Annotated in this window: 22 protein-coding genes and 1 pseudogene; 13 read left to right on the top strand and 10 right to left on the bottom strand. The window is 72.8% G+C overall.

Annotated elements, in window-relative coordinates:
• Positions 1–91 precede the first annotated feature (91 nt).
• The 6 genes from OG218_RS10945 (at position 92) to OG218_RS10970 (ending at position 4583) form a co-directional block, all read left to right on the top strand.
• Positions 92–850: a sugar phosphate isomerase/epimerase family protein gene (locus OG218_RS10945; protein WP_328293252.1), complete on the top strand. Its 759-nt coding sequence runs from the start codon at positions 92–94 to the stop codon at positions 848–850.
• The gene (locus OG218_RS10950; protein ID WP_328293253.1) at positions 847–1959 is read left to right on the top strand and encodes a Gfo/Idh/MocA family protein; all 1113 of its coding nucleotides are present in this window, start codon (positions 847–849) and stop codon (positions 1957–1959) included. Before OG218_RS10945 ends, OG218_RS10950 begins: the two co-directional genes overlap by 4 nt.
• A 153-nt stretch (positions 1960–2112) precedes the next feature.
• Positions 2113–2847, top strand: a complete 735-nt coding sequence (locus OG218_RS10955) for a DedA family protein (protein WP_328293254.1) — start codon at positions 2113–2115, stop codon at positions 2845–2847.
• Between the two features lie 24 nt (positions 2848–2871).
• Positions 2872–3300, top strand: a complete 429-nt coding sequence (locus tag OG218_RS10960) for an acyl-CoA thioesterase (RefSeq protein ID WP_328293255.1) — start codon at positions 2872–2874, stop codon at positions 3298–3300.
• Positions 3301–3330: 30 nt separating this feature from the next.
• A complete protein-coding gene (locus OG218_RS10965; RefSeq protein WP_328293256.1) occupies positions 3331–3951 on the top strand; it encodes a DedA family protein in 621 nt (206 codons plus the stop codon).
• Positions 3948–4583 carry an IMPACT family protein gene (locus tag OG218_RS10970; protein WP_328293257.1) on the top strand — a complete coding sequence of 212 codons (636 nt, stop codon included), beginning with the start codon at positions 3948–3950 and terminating at the stop codon, positions 4581–4583. The genes OG218_RS10965 and OG218_RS10970 overlap by 4 nt, the downstream gene beginning before the upstream one ends.
• Before the next feature lie 37 nt (positions 4584–4620).
• Here the strand turns inward: OG218_RS10970 and OG218_RS10975 are convergent, their stop codons facing one another.
• The 3 genes from OG218_RS10975 to pyrE are packed head-to-tail and all read right to left on the bottom strand — an operon-like array spanning position 4621 to position 6394.
• Positions 4621–5436 (bottom strand): putative RNA methyltransferase, encoded by an 816-nt coding sequence (locus OG218_RS10975; protein WP_442906490.1) that lies wholly within the window; start codon positions 5434–5436, stop codon positions 4621–4623.
• Entirely contained in the window at positions 5433–5813 is a 381-nt protein-coding gene (locus tag OG218_RS10980; RefSeq protein WP_328293259.1) for a hypothetical protein, read from the bottom strand. The genes OG218_RS10975 and OG218_RS10980 overlap by 4 nt, the downstream gene beginning before the upstream one ends.
• Complete coding sequence (gene pyrE / locus OG218_RS10985; RefSeq protein WP_328293260.1) at positions 5813–6394, bottom strand: orotate phosphoribosyltransferase; 582 nt, start codon at positions 6392–6394, stop codon at positions 5813–5815. The genes OG218_RS10980 and pyrE overlap by 1 nt, the downstream gene beginning before the upstream one ends.
• Before the next feature lie 71 nt (positions 6395–6465).
• Here pyrE and OG218_RS10990 point away from each other — a divergent pair, with 71 nt between their 5' ends.
• Positions 6466–7266, top strand: a complete 801-nt coding sequence (locus OG218_RS10990) for an exodeoxyribonuclease III (protein WP_328293261.1) — start codon at positions 6466–6468, stop codon at positions 7264–7266.
• Between the two features lie 61 nt (positions 7267–7327).
• Positions 7328–7912 carry a hypothetical protein gene (locus OG218_RS10995; protein WP_328293262.1) on the top strand — a complete coding sequence of 195 codons (585 nt, stop codon included), beginning with the start codon at positions 7328–7330 and terminating at the stop codon, positions 7910–7912.
• A 19-nt stretch (positions 7913–7931) separates the two neighbouring features.
• On the opposite strand, the gene OG218_RS11000 is transcribed toward OG218_RS10995, so the two are convergent.
• Positions 7932–8528: a DUF1684 domain-containing protein gene (locus OG218_RS11000; RefSeq protein ID WP_328293263.1), complete on the bottom strand. Its 597-nt coding sequence runs from the start codon at positions 8526–8528 to the stop codon at positions 7932–7934.
• 48 nt (positions 8529–8576) lie between these two features.
• Entirely contained in the window at positions 8577–9008 is a 432-nt protein-coding gene (locus OG218_RS11005) for a DUF2000 domain-containing protein (RefSeq protein ID WP_328293264.1), read from the bottom strand.
• 48 nt (positions 9009–9056) lie between these two features.
• Here OG218_RS11005 and OG218_RS11010 point away from each other — a divergent pair, with 48 nt between their 5' ends.
• Positions 9057–9833 (top strand): helix-turn-helix transcriptional regulator, encoded by a 777-nt coding sequence (locus OG218_RS11010; RefSeq protein ID WP_328293265.1) that lies wholly within the window; start codon positions 9057–9059, stop codon positions 9831–9833.
• 1 nt (position 9834) lies between these two features.
• Here OG218_RS11010 and OG218_RS11015 read toward each other — a convergent pair whose 3' ends face one another.
• Both OG218_RS11015 and OG218_RS11020 read right to left on the bottom strand, forming a co-directional pair.
• The gene (locus OG218_RS11015; protein ID WP_328293266.1) at positions 9835–11019 is read right to left on the bottom strand and encodes a TolB family protein; all 1185 of its coding nucleotides are present in this window, start codon (positions 11017–11019) and stop codon (positions 9835–9837) included.
• 80 nt (positions 11020–11099) lie between these two features.
• Positions 11100–12722 carry a peptide chain release factor 3 gene (locus tag OG218_RS11020; protein WP_328293267.1) on the bottom strand — a complete coding sequence of 541 codons (1623 nt, stop codon included), beginning with the start codon at positions 12720–12722 and terminating at the stop codon, positions 11100–11102.
• 116 nt (positions 12723–12838) lie between these two features.
• Between OG218_RS11020 and OG218_RS11025 the strand changes: the two genes are divergently transcribed.
• Complete coding sequence (locus OG218_RS11025; RefSeq protein WP_328293268.1) at positions 12839–14221, top strand: MFS transporter; 1383 nt, start codon at positions 12839–12841, stop codon at positions 14219–14221.
• A gap of 6 nt (positions 14222–14227) precedes the next feature.
• Here the strand turns inward: OG218_RS11025 and OG218_RS11030 are convergent, their stop codons facing one another.
• The 3 genes from OG218_RS11030 to OG218_RS11040 form a co-directional block, all read right to left on the bottom strand.
• Positions 14228–15088: a phosphotransferase gene (locus tag OG218_RS11030; RefSeq protein ID WP_328293269.1), complete on the bottom strand. Its 861-nt coding sequence runs from the start codon at positions 15086–15088 to the stop codon at positions 14228–14230.
• 50 nt (positions 15089–15138) lie between these two features.
• Positions 15139–17775 (bottom strand): ATP-dependent chaperone ClpB, encoded by a 2637-nt coding sequence (gene clpB, locus OG218_RS11035; protein ID WP_328293270.1) that lies wholly within the window; start codon positions 17773–17775, stop codon positions 15139–15141.
• A gap of 102 nt (positions 17776–17877) precedes the next feature.
• Positions 17878–18357 (bottom strand): RrF2 family transcriptional regulator, encoded by a 480-nt coding sequence (locus tag OG218_RS11040; protein ID WP_442906383.1) that lies wholly within the window; start codon positions 18355–18357, stop codon positions 17878–17880.
• Between the two features lie 89 nt (positions 18358–18446).
• On the opposite strand from OG218_RS11040, the gene OG218_RS11045 reads away from it, so the two are divergent.
• From OG218_RS11045 to OG218_RS26640, 3 genes and pseudogenes are all read left to right on the top strand, one after another.
• Positions 18447–19217 carry an SDR family oxidoreductase gene (locus tag OG218_RS11045; RefSeq protein ID WP_328293271.1) on the top strand — a complete coding sequence of 257 codons (771 nt, stop codon included), beginning with the start codon at positions 18447–18449 and terminating at the stop codon, positions 19215–19217.
• On the top strand, positions 19214–19972 hold the full coding sequence (locus OG218_RS11050; RefSeq protein ID WP_328293272.1) for an SDR family oxidoreductase: 759 nt from the start codon (positions 19214–19216) through the stop codon (positions 19970–19972). Before OG218_RS11045 ends, OG218_RS11050 begins: the two co-directional genes overlap by 4 nt.
• Positions 19973–20033: 61 nt before the next feature.
• A pseudogene (locus OG218_RS26640) lies at positions 20034–20764 on the top strand (oxidoreductase).
• Positions 20765–20774: the final 10 nt, after the last annotated feature.

Consider the following 20774-nt stretch of genomic DNA (forward strand, 5'->3'; position numbering starts at 1 on the left):
GCTGAACCGGTTCGGTTCCTCGGACCGGGGACGTGGGCGTCCAGGGACGGTCGCCCCGCGAGCAGCACGCGAGAGGACGAGAACCCCACTCATGGCCGACAAGACACTCGACACGTCGAAGATCTCCGTACAGCTCTACACGGTGCGCGACGCGCTCGCCGCCGACCTCGACGCCACCCTGGCCCGCCTCGCCGGCTTCGGCTTCCGCCAGGTGGAGCCGTTCGGCCTCACCGAGAAGGCGGACGAGCTCGCCCCGGCACTGGCGAAGGCCGGGCTGACCGCACCGAGCACCCACGCCAAGGTCGTGGGCGGTGACATCGAGGCCGTGCTGGTCGCCGCCGCGAAGACGGGGACGACGCTCGTCGTCGAACCCCACGTCGACCCCGCGCGCTGGACCACCGCCGAGGACGTCGCCGCGGTCGCCGCCGAGCTCAACGCCGCCGCGCTCCGCGCCGCCGACGCCGGGGTGACCATCGGCTACCACAACCACCAGTTCGAGCTCGAGACGAAGATCGGCGGCCGCCCCGCCCTCGAGGTCTTCGCCGACCACCTCGCGGACGGGGTCGCCCTCGAGGTCGACACCTACTGGGTCGTCGTCGGCGGCGTCGAGGTCCCCGACCTGCTCGGCCGCCTCGGCGAGCGCGTGCGCGCGGTCCACCTCAAGGACGGTGACGGCAGCCGGGACACGAAGAAGCAGGTCGCCTTCGGGTCCGGCGACCTCGACGTCGCCGCGATCCTCGCGGCCTCGGCGGGGGTCGACCTCGGGGTCGTCGAGCTCGACGACACCACCGGCGATGTCTTCGACGCCGTGCAGGGCAGCTACGACTACCTGACGAAGGCCCTGTCGTGAGCGAGACCCGCACAGGACCGGTCGGGATCGGCATCGTCGGCGCCGGCGTCATCAGCGGCACCTACCTGGAGAACCTCACGGCGTTCCCCGACGTGCGGGTCCACGCCATCGGCGACCTCTTCCCCGAGGCCGCCGCGGCCCGGGCCGCGGAGCACGGTGTCCCGGTCCACGGCGGCATCGACGCCGTGCTGGGCAACCCGGACGTCGAGATCGTCGTGAACCTGACGATCCCCGCGGCCCACGTCGAGGTGTCGCTCGCGGCGATCTCGGCCGGCAAGCACGTCTGGTCGGAGAAGCCCGTCGCCCTCGACCGCGAGGGCGGTCAGCGCCTGATCGACGCGGCGGAGGCGGCCGGTGTCCGGTTGGGCTGTGCGCCGGACACGTTCCTGGGCGCGGGGCTGCAGACCTCGCTCAAGGCGCTGGCCCGGGGCGACATCGGGACCCCGCTGACGGCGCTGACCCTGATGCAGTCCCCCGGTCCGGAGTCCTGGCACCCGAACCCGGCGTTCCTCTTCCAGACCGGGGCCGGTCCGCTGTTCGACATCGGGCCCTACTACCTCACGACGCTGGTCCAGGCGTTCGGCCCGGTCGCCTCGGTCGCGGCCATCGCCTCGACGGCGCGGTCCCAGCGCGTCATCGGCTCGGGGCCCAAGGCGGGCGAGACCTTCGACGTGACCGTGCCGACCCACGTCAGCGCCATCGCGCAGTTCCGCAGCGGCCAGAGCTCGCAGAGCATCTTCAGCTTCGACTCCCCCCTCCCCCGGGCGGGGTTCGTGGAGATCACCGGCACCGACGCGACCCTGGCCCTGCCGGACCCGAACACCTTCGACGGCGACGTCCAGATCCGCCGCCGCGGCAGTGAGGAGTGGGAGGTCCTGGCCTCCACGACGGCGCTGTCCACCCGCGGTACCGGGGTCCTCGAGATGGCCCGCGCCATCCGGGCGGGACGTCCGCACCGCGTCCAGGGCGCCCTGGCCCACCACGTGGTCGACGTCATGGAGTCGATCGCCGAGTCCGCGCAGAGCGGCGCGTTCGTGCCCGTGAGCAGCACCGTCGAGGCCGCGGCCCCGCTCCCCGACGACTGGGACCCCACGGCCGCCACGGTCTGACCGCCTCCGATCCGTGATCCCGCGGGACCACCAACGGGATCACGGACCGGGCATCGGCCATGGGGCTGATGCCGGCCCGGACGGGTCATCCTCTGGGCTGATCTCCAGCCCGGGACGTCCACGGGGCTCCGAAAGAGACTTACCCTGGGGCACGTGCCCCTGCTCGCCGAGTTCACGACCGCGCTGTCCACCTCGTTGCCGGCGGCGGCACCCGCTCTGCTGCCCGACTGGGCCAGCCCCGAGACGTTCCTGGACACCCTCGGCCCCGCCGCTCTGTGGGTCGCCATGGCCATCGTGTTCGTCGAGTGCGGGCTGTTCATGTTCTTCCTGCCGGGCGACTCCCTGCTGTTCACCGTCGGGTTGTTCACCCACTCCGACGTCCTGCGGGAACCGATCTGGCTCTCCTGCCTGCTGCTGTCCGTCGCGGCGTTCCTCGGCAACGTCGTCGGCTACGAGATCGGACGCAAGGCGGGGCCGGCGTTGTTCGACCGGCCGAACTCGAAACTGCTGACCCCCAAGCGGATCCAGCAGACCAGCGAGTTCTTCGAGCGATTCGGGGCCCGTGCCATCATCCTGGCCCGGTTCGTGCCCGTCGTCCGCACCTTCATCACCCTCGCCGCGGGCGCAGGTGCCATGTCCCGCAGGACGTTCCTGACGTTCTCGGCGATCGGCGCCGTGCTCTGGGCGACCGGCATCACGCTGCTCGGCTACGCGCTGGGCAACATCACGCTGATCCGGAACAACCTCGAACTGGGCCTGCTGCTGCTCGTCGTGCTCTCGCTCATCCCGGTCGGGATCGAGTTCCTGCGCGCCCGGGCCAAGGAGCGCCACCGCACGGCCTCGCTGCCGGCGCAGTCGAACGGCAAGACCCCCGAGAACCAGCGCTGAGCCGCCACCCGGCAGGATGTCCGGGTGGCTCGTCGGCGGTTGTCCCTGTCCCTGCGGTGGGGGGACATGGACGCCTACCGCCACATCAACAACGTCGAGATCATGCGGCTCCTCGAGGAGGCCCGCGTGCGCGCCTTCGGGCTGGAGTCCCCCGACGGTTCGGCGCCGATGCTGGCGACCGGGATGGTCGTGGCGAAGCACACCGTCGAGTACCTGCGACCGCTGGACTACCGCCTCGCCCCGGTCGCCGTCGACCTCTGGGTGGGCCGAACGGGTGGAGCCAGCTTCGAGGTCGACTACGAGCTCCTCGAACCCGACACCGACGCCGTCGGTGAGCTCCGGACCTACGTCCGCGCCTCCACGGTGTGCGTCGCCTACGACTTCGACGAGGGTCGTCCCCGGCGCCTCGACGACGACGAACGCCGCAGGCTGGCCCTGCTGGCCGACGACTGAGGTCGACCTGCCTTCTGGCAGGATCACGAGGTGTCCGACTGGATCGCACAGCTCGCCGACCCTCAGCTCGAGGACCTCGGCGCGGTCGGGCTGTACGTCCTCGTCTTCGGGATCGTGTTCGCCGAGACGGGCACCCTCATCGGGTTCTGGCTGCCCGGCAGCAGCGTCCTCTTCACGGCCGGTCTCATCTCCGCCCGCGACGACTCCCCCGTCTCGCTGACCGTCCTGGTCGTCGGGGTGACGCTGGCGGCCGTCCTGGGCGACACCGTCGGGTACTGGTCCGGACGCCGGCTGGGTCGGCCCTGGCTGCTGCGCCGGGCCCGGAAGGCCGCCCGGCACCTGCCCCGGGCCGAGGCGTTCTACGCGAAGTACGGCTGGTTCGCGGTGGTGGCCTGCCGGTTCATCCCGTGGTTGCGCGCGTTCACGCCGATCATCGCCGGCACGGCCGCGATGCCCTACGCCAAGTTCGCCTCCGCGAACGTCGTGGGCGCCCTGTGCTGGGGCGCGCTGCTGGTGCTCGCCGGTCACGCCGCCGACTCCCACCCCTGGGTGCGGACGACGGCGTACGCGATCGCCGGGACCGCCATCGTCTTCTCCTTCGTCGTGCCTCTCGCGGCCTGGATCCGGCGGCGTCGACGGGCGCGCGCGTGAGGGACCCCCTGCCCGTCCCGGCCCGCGCGGTGCGGACCGAGACGAGCGTGGAGCGGTCCCGGTTCGTCGCGACCCTGGAGCCGGTGCGCGACGTCGACGGTGTCGACGCGGTGCTCGCCCGGGTCCGCAAGGAGTTCCCCGACGCCCGTCACCACTGCACGGCCTCGGTCCTGGGCGAGGACGGCACGCAGCAGCGCTCGCACGACGACGGCGAACCGGCCGGTACGGCGGGTGCCCCGATGCTGGCCGCGCTGAACGGTGCGGGGGTGACCGGCGTGCTCGCCGTGGTCACGCGGTACTTCGGCGGTGTCCTGCTGGGCACGGGGGGGCTGGTCCGCGCCTACGGCTCCGCCGTGTCCGGTGCGCTCGCCGAGGCCGGCGTGCTGCGCCGTCGCTGGGTCGACCTCGTCGAAGTGCGCGCGAGCCTCGCCGACGGCGGCCGCCTGGAGGCCGACCTGCGGCACGGCTTCGACGTCGAGGACGTGGTGTGGGGCGGCGAGGGCTGGTCCGCGACGCTCGCCCTGGCCCCGGAGGGGACGGGAGCGCTCGCCGCCCACCTGGCCGCGGGCGGGTTCGCCACCGAGCTCGGGGCACCGCGACGGGCCGTGCGCACCGTAGGGAACGCCACCTGATCACCGGGCCGTGAGCCCCGGTCCCCGGGCGGGTGGCTCAGGGTCTCGTGACGGCCGTCAGCCGCACGGCGACGGTCACGTCGACGACGTGGGGCAACCCGGCGAGCCGCTCCTCGAGGGCCGCGGCGTCGACGTGGTGGGCACTGGGCCCCATGAGCACCAGAGCCCGCAGCGCAGCGCGGTCGAACCGGCGGGGCACCCGCAGTTCCGCCTCGGTGAGGTCGACGAACCCCTCGAGGTCGGTGTGCAGCCGTTCGGCCTTGCGCTCCTCGACCCCGACCATGCCGAGCACGTCGCGGACCTCACCGAGGTGCTCCGGCAACGGGGTGACGATCACCCACCGGCCCCCGGGCCGCAGGACCCGGACCACCTCCGGGACCGAGCGGGGGGCGAAGACCGTCGTCACGAGGTCGGCGGAGGCGTCGGCGAAGGGCAGTCCGCGCCAGACGTCCGCCCCGACCGCGGCGGCCCGGGGGTGCGCACGGGCGGCTCGGCGCAGGGCCGCGGCCGAGACCTCGACGACGACCCCGGACCCGCCGGTGCGCTCCAGGACGTGCGCGAGGTAGTACCCGGTCCCGCCGCCGACGTCGACGACGAACCCCGCGACGCCCCGGTCGGCGAGCGCCGCGGCGATCGGTGCGTAGTGCCCGGCGCCGAGGAACTCCTCACGAGCGGCGACCATCGCCGCGGTGTCACCGGTCGCCTTCGACCCGACGGCGAGGTTGACGTAACCCTGACGGGCGAGGTCGAACCGGTGTCCCGCAGCGCATCCGAGGGTCCGCCCGGTCAGCTCGAAGCGGCCCGCGCAGAGCGGGCAGCGCAGGAGCGGGAGGGCGGCCTCGAAGGCGTTCAGCGCTGCTGCTCGGCGCTCGCGCCCAGCGGGTGCAGGCCGGAGACGGCACCGACCCAGGAGGTGGGGACACCCGCGAGGCGGTGGTCGTAGGCGCGCACGGCCGCGGAGTGGAAGGCGATGTCCCCGGCGAGGCGGTGCTCGGCGTCGGCGAGCGCCCGGACGGTCTGCGGGTCCGGTTCGGCCGCGGCGGCCTCCTGCGCGGCGAGGTGGGTGGCCAGGTCGGCGAGGCGGCTGCGGCGCTGATCGGCGAGCGCGCCGGCCTCGACGGCCAGGTCGCGCATCCGGACCAGGGCCGCGCGGGTCGCGACGACCCACAGGGCGATCACGAGGACGAGCAGGACGACGACGACGAGGACGACGGCCCCGGTGGCGCCCATCAGGCGAGCCCGATGTCGCTGAGGCCGTAGGCGAAGCGGTAGGGCACGCCGGCCTCGGCCTCGACCTTCTCCTGGGCGCCGGTGTTCCTGTCGACGATGACGACGACCCCGACGACCTCGGCCCCCGCTGCGCGCAGCGCCTCGACGGCGGTGAGGACGGACCCTCCGGTGGTGGAGGTGTCCTCGACGGCCACGACCCTGCGCCCGGCGACGTCGGGGCCCTCGATGCGGCGCTGCAGACCGTGGGCCTTCTCGGCCTTGCGGACGACGAAGGCGTCCAGCGGGGCGCCGTCGTGCGCGGCGGCCCACCCGCGGGCGTTGGCGGCGTGGACCATGGCGAAGGCGACCGGGTCGGCGCCCATCGTGAGCCCGCCGACGGCCTGGAAGTCCCAGTCCTGCACCAGGTCCAGCAGCACGGGACCGACGAGGGCGGAGGCTTCGCCGTCCAGGCTGATCCGGCGCAGGTCGACGTAGTAGTCGGCCTCCTTGCCGCTGGAGAGCGTCACCGTCCCGCGGACGACGGCCTTGGCCGCGATGAGTTCCGCGAGGCGGTCGCGTTCGCTGGAGTTCGGTGTGCTCACGGGACCGCAGCTTAGGTGCTGTCCGGCTCCGGTCCGAGCACGTGGGGGCCTCGCCTGTAACGTGCCGCCGCGTGCGCCTCGCCACCTGGAACGTGAACTCCATCCGCGCCCGCCTCGACCGGGTCATCGCCTGGATCGAGCGCAGCGACGTCGACGTCGTCGCTCTGCAGGAGACCAAGTGCAAGGACGAGCAGTTCCCCGAGCAGGCCTTCCGCGACCTCGGCTACGAGGTCGCCCACCACGGCCTGTCGCAGTGGAACGGTGTCGCCCTGGTGTCCCGGGTCGGTCTGGAGGACGTCAGCACGGCCTTCTCCCTCGACGTCCCGCACTTCGGGGACCCGGCGGTCGCGGAGGCGCGGGCCATCGGCGCGCTCTGCGGCGGGGTGCGGGTGTGGAGCCTGTACGTGCCCAACGGCCGCTCCCTGGAGGACCCGCACTACGCCTACAAGCTGCTGTGGCTGGAGCAGCTGCGCGAGGCCGGGAAGGCCTGGCTGGCGGAGGACCCCGACGCCCCGGTGGCGCTCGTCGGTGACTTCAACGTCGCCCCGACCGACGACGACGTCTGGGACGTCGACGTCTTCGCGGGCGCGACGCACGTGTCGGAGCCGGAGCGGAAGGCGTTCTCCTCGCTGGTGGAGGCGGGGTTCGCCGACGTGGTCCGCCCGTACGCCCCGGGCCCGGGGACGTTCACGTACTGGGACTACACGCAGCTGCGCTTCCCGAAGCGTCAGGGCATGCGGATCGACTTCGTGCTGGGCTCCCCCGCGCTGCAGGCGCGGGTGAGCGGCGCGACGATCGACCGCGAGGAGCGCAAGGGCAAGGGCGCCTCGGATCACGCCCCGGTGATCGTGGAGCTTGCGCCGAACGCGTGAACCCTGCCCGATCGGCTCCTGCGGGGGAGACTCGGGCGCTGCACCTCACTAGGTTCGAACGGTGCGAGCACCTGTCAGCTGCGACGACCTCGAGCAGGTCGAACTGAACGCGGCGAACGACGCCCGGGGCCAACGGGCCGTCGCGGACCTGCTGCAGTCCTGGGCCCGGCGAGCCGTGCCGGGGGACTCGGTGTCCCGCGGTCGGTTGCTGGTCGCGGCCAGCGAGCACGCGGCGTTCGCGGGCGACGCCCGGCGGGCCCTGCGCCTGGCCAACCAGGCCCTGGCGACCGGTGACGTGGTGGCCCCGGACACCCGGTGCTACGTCGTCGCGGCGCTGCTGGTGTGCGGCCACCTGCGGGAGGCGGTCGCGTTGGCCGACGAGGTCCTCGACACCCGCGGCGACGACGTCGACGTCTACCTGCACCTGGGCGAGGAGTTCTCCTGGCACCGCCAGGGCGAGGAGGCCTCCCGCATCTACACGCTGGGGATGTTCCGCTGCGCCGGCGACGACGATGCCACCGAGCAGCTGCTCGGGGCGTGGCGTCGCGGCCGGGCGCCACGGACGGTGGACCTGCGCGACGGCGTCCTGACCGCCGTTCCCGCCCAGGGGTCGGTGGTACCGGCCCAGGTCGTCCGGCTCGAGTAGCCGACCCGCCCGGGCCGGGTCAGACCGACCAGGCCCCGGCGGCCTCCCCGACCGCCACGGCGACGTCGACGACGTTGCCTGGCGGCGGGAGCGGGCAGGCCCACTCGGGGTCGTAGGCGCAGCTGGGCGGGTAGGCGAAGTTCAGGTCGACGACGAGGCTCGTGAGGTCACCCCCGAGGTCGGCGCCCTTGACGGTGTCGAGGACGTAGCGACCGCCGCCGTAGCCGGGGCCGGGGTCCTTCAGCGGGACGAAGAGGCCACCGCCGTACTGGTCCAGCCACCACACGTCCAGTGTCCCGACGTTCTGCAGGGCGACGGTTCCGACGCGTTCGAAGTGCACGGTGCCGTCGGTGCCGGTGACGGCCTGCCGCGTGAGCGGCGGGGCGTCGTCGACGGGCACGACGAAACGCATCGCCGGGTCGTAGGCCGCGACGGGCAGCCCGGTGAAGGTCGCGCGGTCCTGGGGCAGCAGCGGGCTCGCGGGGTGGGTGGCGAACAGGTCGTCGCGGCCGGCGACCCACTGCGCGTGCCCGGCGGCGGGGTCCTGCGCGGACCGGACGTCGGTGTAGAGGGCGCCGACGCGGCGGCGCCAGTCGAGGACGTCGAGGCGGTTCACGCAGCCACTCCACCAGAACCGCGCCGTCCGGCAACCGCGGGCCAGGGGTCAGGGGTGCACGTGGGAGCCCTTGAGGACCTTGTCGACGGCGTTGCGGGGACCGTGCAGCGCCAGTCCCACGAGGTCGAGGTCGGAGCCGGCCACCGCGGCCACCGCGGCCCGGTTCGCGTCGTCGTGACCGGTGCTGAACATGTCGGCGGTGAACACCGCCAGCGGCAGCGACCGGCCCAGCGCGCGGCCGTGCGCGGCCCGCAGCGCGTCCCGGTCGCCCTCGAACACGAGGACGGGCCGCCCGAGCAACGGGAGGTAGGCGGTGCCGTCGGCGTCGGCGTAGGGCGCTCCCACGAGGTCGAGATGGGCCGCGGTGATGCCGCTGGCCAGGAACGCGGTGACGTTGAGCCGCTGCCAGGTCGCCAGGTCGTCGCGGACGAGGACGGCGATCTTGGTGTCGAAGCGGACGGGTTCGCTCGGGTCGGTCACGGGGTGATCCTCGGCCCCCGCGCGACGTCCGTCTTGTACGTTCGTGACGTGGGTGAGCTGGTCCGCAGTTGGCGCCCGGACGTCCCGGGAATCGCCGAGGTCCTGCACGCCCGCTTCGTCGGGCACGCCTACCCGCTGCACACCCACGACACCTGGACGCTGCTGCTGGTGGACTCCGGCGCCGTCCGCTACGACCTGGACCACCGCACCCACGGGACGGGTTCCCTGGTCACGCTGCTGCCCCCGCACGTACCGCACGACGGTCGGGCGGCGACGAGTACGGGGTTCCGCAAGCGCGTCGTCTACCTCGAGGGTTCCGCGATTCCCGCTGAACTCGCCGGTCGCGCCGCGGACGCACCGGAGGTCCCCGATCCGGGGTTCACGGCGGCGCTGCGGGAACTGCACCCCCTCCTCCTGCACCCCTCCGAGGGTTTCGCGGCGGAGGCCCGGACCGCCGTCCTGGTCGAGGCGCTGACCGCGCACCTGCGCCGCACTCCCCCCGTGACGGCCCGCGACGTCCCCCTGGCCCGTAGGGTGCGGTCGCTGCTCGACGAGCACGTCGTCGACGGGATCACGTTGGCGTCCGTCGCGGGAGGGCTCGGGGTCTCCGCCGCCCACGTGGTCCGCACGTTCACCCGCGAGGTCGGCATGCCGCCGCACGCCTACCTGACCTCGCGTCGGGTCGACCTGGCCCGCGCGTTGCTCCTCACCGGTCACCGTCCCGCCGAGGTCGCCGCCCTCGCCGGGTTCCACGACCAGTCGCACCTGACCCGCCACTTCCGCCGGGTCCTCGGGACGACACCGGGACGGTTCACCCGGAGCTGAGTCAGCGCCGCCCCCGGGTGCGACGCTCGATCGTGGGCGGGTCCGGGAACGTCGGCCGGAACGCCAGTCCGGCGCTGGCGAACCCTGCGGTCGAGCTCAGCCGGACGGGCCCTCCACCGGCGACGGAGAACGACCAGATCGCCGGATCCGCCGAGCCGACGTCGCTCCCGGGTTCGGAGGGGACGAAGTTGTCCCCCGCGACGGCGACGGTCGAACCGTCGGAGCTCCAGGCGAGGCGGTCGACCCCGAGGTGCACCTGCCCGAGGTCCTGCAGCAGGTTCCCGCGGAGGTCGAGGACGACGACGTGCGGGTCCTCGGTGGGCCGGAAGTACGTCCCGGGATCAGGAACCACCGCGGTCCGGACCACGGCGACCGCGTCCCCGGACGGCGAGACCACGGGGTGTTCCTCGGCGAAACCCGGCGTCTCGACCCGTTGCGCTGCAGCGGTTGCGACGTCGACGCGGACGAGGTCCTGACCGAACTCGTCGGACGTCGAGGCGATCACCGTCCGGCCGTCACCGGAGAACGTCGGGGACTGCAGGCTGCGGGCGCCGGTCACCACCCGGGTGGCCCCGGTGTCCACGTCGGTGAGGTTGAGGTGGGGCCAACCCGTCGAACCGCACGGGTCACCGTCGCTGGACGACCACACGAGGTCGCGGCCGTCCCGCGAGAACTGCAGGTCGAAGGTCCCCACCGGCGTCGGGGTCAGCCGGCGGGCGCGACCCTCGGGCGAGACCAGGGTGATGTCGGCGGCGGGAACGGGTGGGTGGGTCGAGCAGTCGACGATCTCCCGGACGTCGGAGCGGGCGACGGCGAAGCTCCCGTCCGGTGCCGCAGCGACGTCCCCGAGGCTGGACCCGGCGAACAGGGTGCGACGACCGGTCCCGTCCGGCCGGGCGGAGTAGAGGGTCGTCGCGGTGTCGACGACGGAACCCGTCGGCTCCTGGAAACCGATCCACGCCAGGCGCGAGCCGTCGGCGGACCAGACCAGGTCGGCGATCCCACCCGGCGCGACGGTCCGGGGTTCCTGCGTCGCGGTGTCGAGGACCAGGAGTCGCTGCCGGACGTCGTCCCCGACCCACCCGGTGAACGCCAGTTCGTGCCCCGGGACCCGCGCGGTGGCGGGCAGGGGCGTGAGGACGAGGGCGGCGGTCACCGCCGCGGCACCGATCCACCGTGTGCGCACCCGACCACAGTGGCACAGCGCGGCGGTTCGCGGTGGAGTTCGACGACTCGACCCTGGGGAGTCGTCCGGACGGGCGCGGCTCAGTCGCTGGTGGCGACGAGCTCCTCGAGGCGCACGTCGGGGTTGTCGCGTTCGAAGCTGCGGACGCGCCACTCGTCGGTGAACAGGGCGAACGTGCGGCCGTCGGCGTTGTGGACGACCTCGGTGCCCCGGTGGGCGCGCAGCAGCGGGGCGTCCTCGGCGTCGATGATGCGGGCCGTCGTGTAGGGCAGTTCGGTGAACAGCACGGGCGAGCGAAACTCGTGGGTCATGCGGTACTGCACGACGTCGAACTGCAGGGCGCCGACCGCGCTGATGACGGGTTCGCCGTCCCCGCGGGAGTCGGAGGTCAGGACGCGCACGACCCCTTCCGCGTCGAGTTCGCGCAGGCCCTGCCGGAACTGCTTGCCGACGCGGAGGTCGGAGGGGCGCACGGTGCGGAAGTGCTCCGGGGCGAAGACCGGCAGCGGCGGGTAGGCGATGCGGCCGTTCTCCGACAGCGTGTCGCCCACGTTGACGTGGCGGGCGTTGACCAGGCCGATGACGTCACCGGGCCAGGCCACGTCCACCGTGGAGCGGTCCGCACCGAACACCGTCTGCACGTGCTTGAGGACCATCGGACGGCCGCTCTTGTCGTCGCGCACGGTCATGCCCCGGTGGAACACCCCGGAGTGGATGCGGGCGAACGCGAGCCGGTCGCGGTGGGCGGGGTTCATGCCGGTCTGGGTCTTGAAGACCTGCGCGCTGAAGCTCTCGGTCACGGCGTGGGTGTGCCCGGCGACGTCGTCCTGGTCGTGCGGGTGCGGGGCGACGTCGACGATCGCGTCGAGGACCTGGCCGACACCGGTGTTCGCGACCGCGGCGGTGAAGTACACCGGCGTCGTGCGGAACCCGAGGAACGCCTCCTCGTCGTGGTCGGCCTCGGTGGCCGTGAGCAGGTCGTGCTCGTCGAGGGCCTGCTGCCAGGACGCGCCCTCCAGGGCGGCGGCCTCCTCACCGCTCATCCGCTGCTCGAGCGCGCGGGTGGCTCCACCGGGGGCCTTCGTGTACTTGACGTACTCGCCGGTCCCCCGTTCGAGGAGCCCGCGGAAGTCGCCCGCGATCCCGACGGGCCAGGTCATCGGCGTCGGCTTGAGCCCGGTCACGGACTCGACCTCGTCGAGCAGCTCGAGGGCCTCCCGGCCCGGCCGGTCCCACTTGTTGACGACCGTGATCACGGGCAGCCCGCGCTGCTTGCAGACGCCGAAGAGCTTGCGAGTCTGCACCTCCATGCCGCGGGCCGCGTCGACGAGCATGATCACGGCGTCGACGGCGGTCAACGCGCGGTAGGTGTCCTCGGAGAAGTCCGCGTGACCGGGGGTGTCGACGACGTTGACGACCTGGTCGCGGTAGGAGAGCTGGAGCACGGCGGAGCTGATCGAGATCCCGCGCTGCTTCTCCATGTCCTGCCAGTCGGTCGCGACCCCCGCCCGGCCCGCCTTGCCGTGGACGTGGCCGGCCTCGCGGATGGCGTTGGCGTGCAGCGCGAGCGCCTCGGTCAGCGTCGACTTCCCGGCGTCGGGGTGGCTGATGACGGCGATGGTGCGACGACGGGCCGCCTCGGCCACGATCTGCGCGGGGCTGACGTCGCTGATCTGTCCGGGGGTCTCGATGTCGGCGCTCACCCCTCCATCATCCCCGCTGCGCGGGCCTGGTCACGACGCGCCGGAGGGCACCGATGACTTCCGCGCGGCGATCGGGTCACCACGGGCAGCCCCTTCTCCGACGGCAGGAGCCCACCGTGTCGACACCCGAGGTCCCCTCGCCCCGCCTCGACCTGCGTTCCGGCCCGCAGCGGGTGTTCGCGCACCTGCTCGTGAGCAACGCGATCGTCAGCGTCGTGAACTACACGGTCTGGTTCGCCGTGACGTTCTGGGTGTTCCTCGCGACCCGCTCGGTCTTCGCGACCGGGACGATCGCGGGGATCTTCGTCGTGGCCACCGCCGCGACGGGGATCTGGTTCGGCAGCCTCGTCGACCACCACCGCAAGCGCTCGGTGCTGCAGGCCTCGGCGCTGGTCTCGGTCGCGGTCTACGGCGTGTGCCTGGCGGTGTACCTGGCGACCCCCGACGGGACGTTCTCCGACGTCGCGTCCTGGCAGCTGTGGGCCTTCGTGGTGCTGTGCGTGCTGGGGGTGGTGGCCGGCAACCCGCGCGGGATCGCCCTGCCCACGCTCGTCACGCTGCTGGTGCCCGCGGAGGTGCGCGACCGCGCGAACGGCCTCGTGGGGACGGTGACCGGCACCTCGATGCTCGTCACCTCCGTCATCAGCGGTGTCCTCGTCGCCTCCGGTGGCATGCTGCACGTCCTGCTGCTGGCGATCGTCGTGATCACCGCCTCGGTGCTGCACCTGGCCCGTGTGGAGGTGCCCGAGGACCGGACCGTCGACGCCGGGGCGTCCGGCGCCGGGGCCGGGGTCGACCTGCGCGGGACGTGGCGGCTGGTCCGGGGCGTCCCGGGACTCGTGCCGCTGATCGCCTTCAGCTGCTTCAACAACTTCATCGGCGGCGGGTTCATGGCCCTCATGGACGCCTACGGGCTGTCGCTGGTGTCGGTGCAGGTGTGGGGGCTGCTCTGGGGCGGGCTCAGCGCGCTGATGATCGTCGGGGGGCTGCTCGTCGCGCGTCTCGGTCTCGGCAGCCGCCCGGTGCGACTCCTGCTGCTGGTCAACCTGGTCTCGTGGACGGTGACGATGCTGTTCCCGCTGGCGTCCTCGATCGTGACGCTCACGCTGGCCATGGTCGTGTTCATGCTGCTCATGCCCTTCGCGGAGGCCACCGAGCAGACGGTCCTGCAACGCGTGGTGCCCTACGAGCGCCAGGGCCGGGTGTTCGGGTTCGCGCAGAGCGTCGAGCAGTCCGCCGCTCCCGTCACGGCGTTCCTCGTCGGTCCGATCACCCAGTTCCTCGTCGTCCCGTTCATGACCGACGACGCGGGGGCGGAGGCGATCGGCGACTGGTTCGGAACCGGGCAGACCCGGGCGATCGCTCTGGTCTTCGTGGCCATCGGGCTGCTGGGTCTGGTCGCGACGGTGGTGGCCCTCCTCAGCCCGCAGTACCGCGCACTGGCGGCGTCCTCCTCGGCGGACAGCCCGGCGCAGCGATCCACGGCCGGACGGATGTGAGCCGCGTCACCGCGCTGCGGTCCGCCGCCGTTCGACCCACCGGAGCAGGGCCTCGCCCTGCACCCGCTGGAAGGAGCGCAACGTCGGCAACCCGGGCGGCGCCGGCTGCGCAGCGCGGCCGAGGAAGAACTCCGAGAACCCGTCCAGGACGGTCGTCAACACCTCGGGATCGACGTCGCGGGTGAGGGCGGACGTTGCGAGGACCCGCTCGGCGAGGTCCTCCTCGCCCAGCCGATCGACCTCGAAGAGCAGGGCGAGCAGGTCCAGCCAGGGCGGGCCGACGCAGGCGTGCGGCCAGTCGACCAGGACCGCACCTGCCTCGGTGATCAGGACGTTGTCGGCCCGGAGGTCGAGGTGGACGAGGGTGTCCCCGCCGAGGAGTTCCCGGGCGCTCCCGGGCAACTGCCCGGCCAGCGACTCGGTCGCCGTGGGCAGGTCCGGCACCGGACAGGGGGTCGCGGTGCGCGCGAGCCGCTCCAGCGCCACCACCACGAGGTCGAGGTCGTCGGGCCGCCAGGGCAGTTCCGGTTGCCGTCCGGGAACCTCGTCCAGGACGAGGACGTGGAAGTCCTCCACCCAGTGCGCACCGCGGAACCCCGGGGCGGGAACCCCGGCCGGGAGGGCGGCGGTGATCCTCGCCTCGCGTTCCTGCATGGCCGGGGTGTCGCTGTTCTGCGCGGGGCTCACCGCCTTGACGAAGGCTCGGGTCCCGTCCGCGGCGAGGACCCGGTCCGCCGACCCGGGCGAGAACCCCCCGGACTGCGACTGCGCCGACACCACGGGCGAACCGAGAACCTCGGCGACGACGGCGTGCACCGCTGCGGGCAGGTCGTTCCAGCGCAGTCGGTTTCCTCCGGACGCGTGCATGCCCACCAGGCTCTCGGAGCCTGGTGGTCATGTCCAGCGAGTTGCGCGGGTCAGACGGTCAGCGCGGTGTCCGCCCGCCGGACGACGAGGCCCGGCGCGTCGCCGGCCCCCGGGTCGTCCAGGTCGAAGCTGCGGCCGGCGACGTCGACTTCGACGGTGTCGCCGTCGCGGACCTCGCCGGACAGGATCGCCCGGGCGAGCTTGTCGCCGATCTCGCGCTGCACCAGGCGGCGCAACGGCCGCGCGCCGTAGGCGGGGTCGTAGCCGGTGATGGCCAGCCAGTCCTTCGCGGCGTCGGACACCTCGAGGGTGAGGCGACGGTCGGCCAGGCGGTCGGCCATCTTCTGCACCTGGATCTCGACGATCCGCGACAGTTCCTGCGTCGACAACGGGTCGAAGACCACGACGTCGTCCAAGCGGTTGAGGAACTCCGGCTTGAAGTTCTGCCGCACCGCGGTCATGACGGCGTCGTGCTTGGTCGCCTTCGAGAGTTCCGGGTCCACCAGGTACTGCGACCCCAGGTTCGAGGTCAGCACCAGGATGACGTTGCGGAAGTCCACCGTGCGGCCCTGACCGTCGGTGAGGCGCCCGTCGTCGAGGACCTGGAGCAGGATGTCGAACACCTCCGGGTGCGCCTTCTCGACCTCGTCGAGCAGGACGACGGAGTACGGCCGACGGCGGACGGCCTCGGTGAGCTGCCCACCTTCCTCGTAGCCGACGTAACCCGGAGGGGCCCCGACGAGACGGGCGACGGCGTGCTTCTCGGAGTACTCGCTCATGTCGATGCGGACCATGGCGCGCTCGTCGTCGAAGAGGAAGTCGGCGAGCGCCTTGGCGAGTTCCGTCTTCCCGACCCCGGTGGGTCCGAGGAACAGGAACGAGCCGGTCGGGCGGTCGGGGTCGTTGACCCCGGCGCGCGAACGGCGGACGGCGTCGGAGACGGCCTGCACCGCAGTGCTCTGCCCGATGAGCCGGGCACCGAGGAACTCCTCCATGCGCAGCAGCTTCGCGGTCTCGCCCTCGAGCAGCCGGCCGGCGGGGATGCCCGTCCAACCGGCGATGACCTCGGCGATGTCGTCCGGTCCGACCTCGTCGGCGACCATCGGGGCGGTCCTGGAGACGTTCTCCTCGGCCGCCTGGGCGGTCTCGAGCTCACGCTCGAGGGCCGGGATGCGTCCGTAGAGGATCTCGCTGGCGCGGCCGAGGTCACCCTCGCGCTGCAGCCGCTCGGCCTGCGACCGGAGTTCGTCGACCTGGTGCTTGAGGTCGCCGACGCGGTTGAGCCCGGCCTTCTCCTGCTCCCAGCGCGCGGTGAGCGTGGTGAGCTGCTCCTGGCGGTCGGCGAGGTTCACGCGCAGCGTCTCGAGGCGTTCGCGGCTGGCCGCGTCACCCTCCTTGGACAGCGCGAGTTCCTCCATCTTCATCCGGTCGACGGAGCGGCGGAGCTCGTCGATCTCGACGGGCGAGGAGTCGATCTCCATCCGCAGCCGGGACCCGGCCTCGTCGACGAGGTCGATGGCCTTGTCCGGCAGCTGCCGGCCGGTGATGTAGCGGTCGGAGAGCGTGGCGGCGGCGACGAGGGCGGCGTCGGAGATCGAGACCTTGTGGTGGGCCTCGTAGCGTTCCCGCAGACCGCGCAGGATGCCGATGGTGTCGGGCACGGAGGGTTCGCCGACGAAGACCTGCTGGAAGCGCCGTTCGAGCGCCGGGTCCTTCTCGATGCGTTCGCGGTACTCGTCCAGCGTGGTCGCGCCGACGAGGCGGAGCTGGCCGCGGGCGAGCATGGGTTTGAGCATGTTGCCCGCGTCCATGGCGCCCTCGCCGGCGCCCGCGCCGACGACGGTGTGCAGTTCGTCGATGAACGTGACGACCTGTCCCCCGGAGTTCTGGATCTCCTGCAGGACGGCCTTGAGGCGTTCCTCGAACTCGCCGCGGTACTTCGCCCCGGCGACCATGCTGGCCAGGTCCAGGGAGATCAACCGCTTGCCGCGCAACGACTCGGGGACGTCGCCAGCAACGATGCGCTGGGCCAGGCCCTCGACGACGGCGGTCTTGCCGACGCCGGCCTCGCCGATGAGGACGGGGTTGTTCTTGGTGCGGCGCGAGAGCACCTGCACGACGCGGCGGATCTCGGCGTCACGGCCGATGACGGGGTCGAGGCGGCCCTCGCGGGCCTGCTCCGTGAGGTCGATGCCGTACTTCTCGAGGGACTTGTAGGTGCCCTCGGGGTCGGGCGAGGTGACCTTCGCCCCACCGCGGACGCCGGGCAGGGAGTCGAGCAGCGCGTCGCGCGTGGCGCCGACGGCCCGCAGGGCCTCACCGGCGGCGGACGTGGACGCGGCGGCGCCGAGCAGGAGGTGCTCGGTGGAGACGTAGGCGTCGTCGAGCGCGCGGGCCTCGTCGCCGGCGTCCTGCATGAGCTGCAGGGCGGGACGCGACAGCTGCGGCTGACTGACGGACGAGCCGGACGCGCTGGGCAGCGACGCGAGCGCGCCCTCGACCCGGCGGGTGAGCAGGGCCTGGTCGGCCCCGACGGCGGCGAGCAGGTGACCGGCGACGCCGTTCTCCTGCTCGAGCAGCGCGGCGAGGACGTGCAGGGGTTCGACCTGCGCGTGACCCGCGGACGTGGACCGGCCGACGGCGTCGGCCAGGGCCTCCTGGGCGCGGGTGGTGAGCTTGAGGTCCACGGGCTACCTCCGGTCGTGAGGTGGGTGAGTGACGTTGGGTACAACCATGCCAGAGTTGAGCTTGTTCCGCTCAACCCTGCGTGGGACGGTCGCGCGCGGTGGTCAGTGCGGAGCCGCCAGCCAGGCCCGGGCGGGTTCCATCGCGCCGACGCCGTACTGCTCGTCCATCCCCCGCGCGAGGTCCGCGACGAAGGTCGCCCGCAGCGACGCCCGCCACGCCTCGTCGGCCGCGGCCATCGTGCGCAGGACTCCGCACGGGCGCGTGCAGGCCTCGGGCGGGGAGGCCAGCGGCCCGCGCTGTCGGATCTCGGTGCACACGAACGCCGGACGCGCCCCGTCCACGGCCTCGACGATGTCGAGCACGCTGACCTCGTCGGCGGGGCGCGTCAGGCGGTACCCGCCGTCCTTGCCCTGCACGGAGGCGATGATCCCGGCCCGAGAGAGGGCCTGCAGGTGCTTGGCCAGGTAGCTGGCGGACACGTCGTGGAACTGGGCGAGGCGCGCCGCGGGCACCGGACCGGAGGCGGCCGTGAGGACCACGCAGCAGTGCACGGCCCACTCGACACCGTCGGACATCTTCACCTGCTCAGAGTACTTGACCCGGACCGTCATTGTCTGAGTTGATGAACCCGGACAAAGGATGTCCGAGTCATTCTCCGGAGGTGCTCCTCGTGAAGATCGTCGTCATCGGTGGAACCGGGCTCATCGGTTCCCAGGTCGTCCAGCTGCTCACGGCCCACGGGCACGAGGCCGTCCCGGCCTCCCCCGCGTCGGGGGTCGACACCCTCACCGGGGCGGGTCTCGCCGACGTCCTGGTCGGCGCCGCAGTGGTCGTGGACGTCTCGAACTCCCCCTCCTTCGCCGACGCGGACGTGCTGCGGTTCTTCACCACGTCCACGGGGAACCTGCTCGCGGCCGAGGAGTCCGCCGGAGTGGGCCACCACGTCGCCCTGTCCGTCGTCGGCAACGACCGTCACCCCGGTTCGGGGTACCTGCGGGCGAAGGCCGCGCAGGAAGAACTCCTCCGGAACTCCGGCGTCCCGTACTCCGTCGTCCGCGCGACGCAGTTCTTCGAGTTCGCCCGCGGCATCGCGGCGTCCTCGACCGACGACCAGGGGAACGCGCGCATCTCGCCCGCGCTGTTCCAGCCCGTCGCCTCCGCGGACGTCGCCGCAGCGGTGGCCCGCACCGCGGCGGGTGAACCCGTGAAGGGTTTCCTCGAGATCGCCGGTCCGGAGAAGCTCCACCTCGACGAGTTCGTCCGGATCGGGCTGGCGGCGGCCGGTTCGGACCAGAAGGTCGTCACCGACCCCGCGGCCCCGTACTTCGGTGTCGTCCTCGACGACGACTCGCTCGTTCCCGCCCCCGACGCCACGACCTCCACGACCACCTACGCCGAGTGGCTCACCGTGCCCGGGAACGCGACCGGTGGTCGGCGATGAGGATCGCGGTCGCCGGCGGGACCGGCACCATCGGACGCCACGCCGTCGACCTGCTGCGACGCGGGGGCCACGAGGTCGTCGTGCTGACGACCTCCACGGGCGTGGACCTGACGACCGGGAGGGGTCTGGAGGGGCGTCTCGTCGACTGCCACCGCGTCCTCGACCTGTCGAACACCCGCGCCGACGCGGGCCGCGAACAGTCGGAGGCGTTCTTCTCCGCGAGCGCGAGGAACCTGCTGTCCGCCGCCCACGAGGCCGGCGTCGGGCACATCGCGTTCCTCTCCATCGTCGGTGCCGACGTCGTGGACCTCGGCTACTACCACGGGAAGCGTCGGCAGGAGGAACTCGTGACGACGGGCCCGCTGCCGTGGACCCTGTTGCGCGCGACCCAGCTGCACGAGTTCGCGGCCCAGTTGCTCGACGTCGCCGACGGACCGGTCGTGTACGTCCCACCGATGCTGACCCAGCCGGTCGCGGCGATCGACGTGGCCACCCGCCTGGTGGAACTCGTGACGGGTCCGGCGCGGGGCACCGTGCCCCCGATCGCCGGTCCCGACGCCCTGTGGGTGGCCGACATGGCCCGTCGCGTCCTCGCGCGACGAGGGGTGAGCCGGCAGGTGGAGACCCTGCCGGTGTCCGACGCCCTGGCCCTGCAGCTGGCCGGAGGCGACCTCGTACCGGAGGGCGAGTTCCTCAGCGCCACGACGACGTTCGGTCAGTACCTCGACGGTCTCGTGCCCGCGGGCCGGGTCTGACGTGGGCGGCTCGTTCTCCCCGATCCGGTTGGGCGCGCTCGAACTGCCCAACCGGATCGTGATGGCCCCCACGACCCGGCTGCGGTCAGGGGTGACGGGTGTCCCCGGGGAACTCGTGGCCGAGGCGACCTACCCGAGCCCGGGATCGCGGGGGAACGTGGACGTCGTGGCCGCGCACGTCCTCGCCGCCCGGCTCGCCGCCGAGGCCGGACTGGACGGCGTCGAGGTGCACAGCGCCAACGGGTACCTGCTGCACCAGTTCCTGGCTCCGACCTCCAACCGGCGCGGCGACGGCTGGGGTGGATCCGTCCCCGGCCGCACCCGGCTCGCACACGAGGTCGTCGAAGCGGTGGCCGCGGAGATCGGCGGTCCCGGGTCGGGGTCCGGATCTCGCCGCAGCACGACCGCCTGGGGGCACGGGAACCCGACCTCGACGACGTGTCGGCCACGTACGGGCACCTGGTGGACGCCTTCGCGCCGCTGGGCCTCGCCTACCTCAGCGTCCTCCACGACGACCCGGCCGGCCGGTTGGTCCAGGACCTGCGGGCGCGCAGCGGATCACCGTTGATGCTCAACAGCGGGTTCGGCACCGAGACCACGCGGGCGGACGCGGAGTCGCTGCTGGACGACGGGACCGCGGACGTCGTGGCCGTCGGCCGCCCGTTCATCGCGAACCCGGACCTGGTGGCGCGCTGGCAGGGAGGCCACCCCGAGAGCGCGTACGACCCGGACACCGTCTACGGGACGGGAGCCGCCGGCTACACCGACTACCCGCCCATCTCCCCGGGGTGATCCGGCCCGG

This window comes from Kineococcus sp. NBC_00420 (assembly GCF_036021035.1).
Taxonomy (GTDB): Bacteria; Actinomycetota; Actinomycetes; order Actinomycetales; family Kineococcaceae; genus Kineococcus.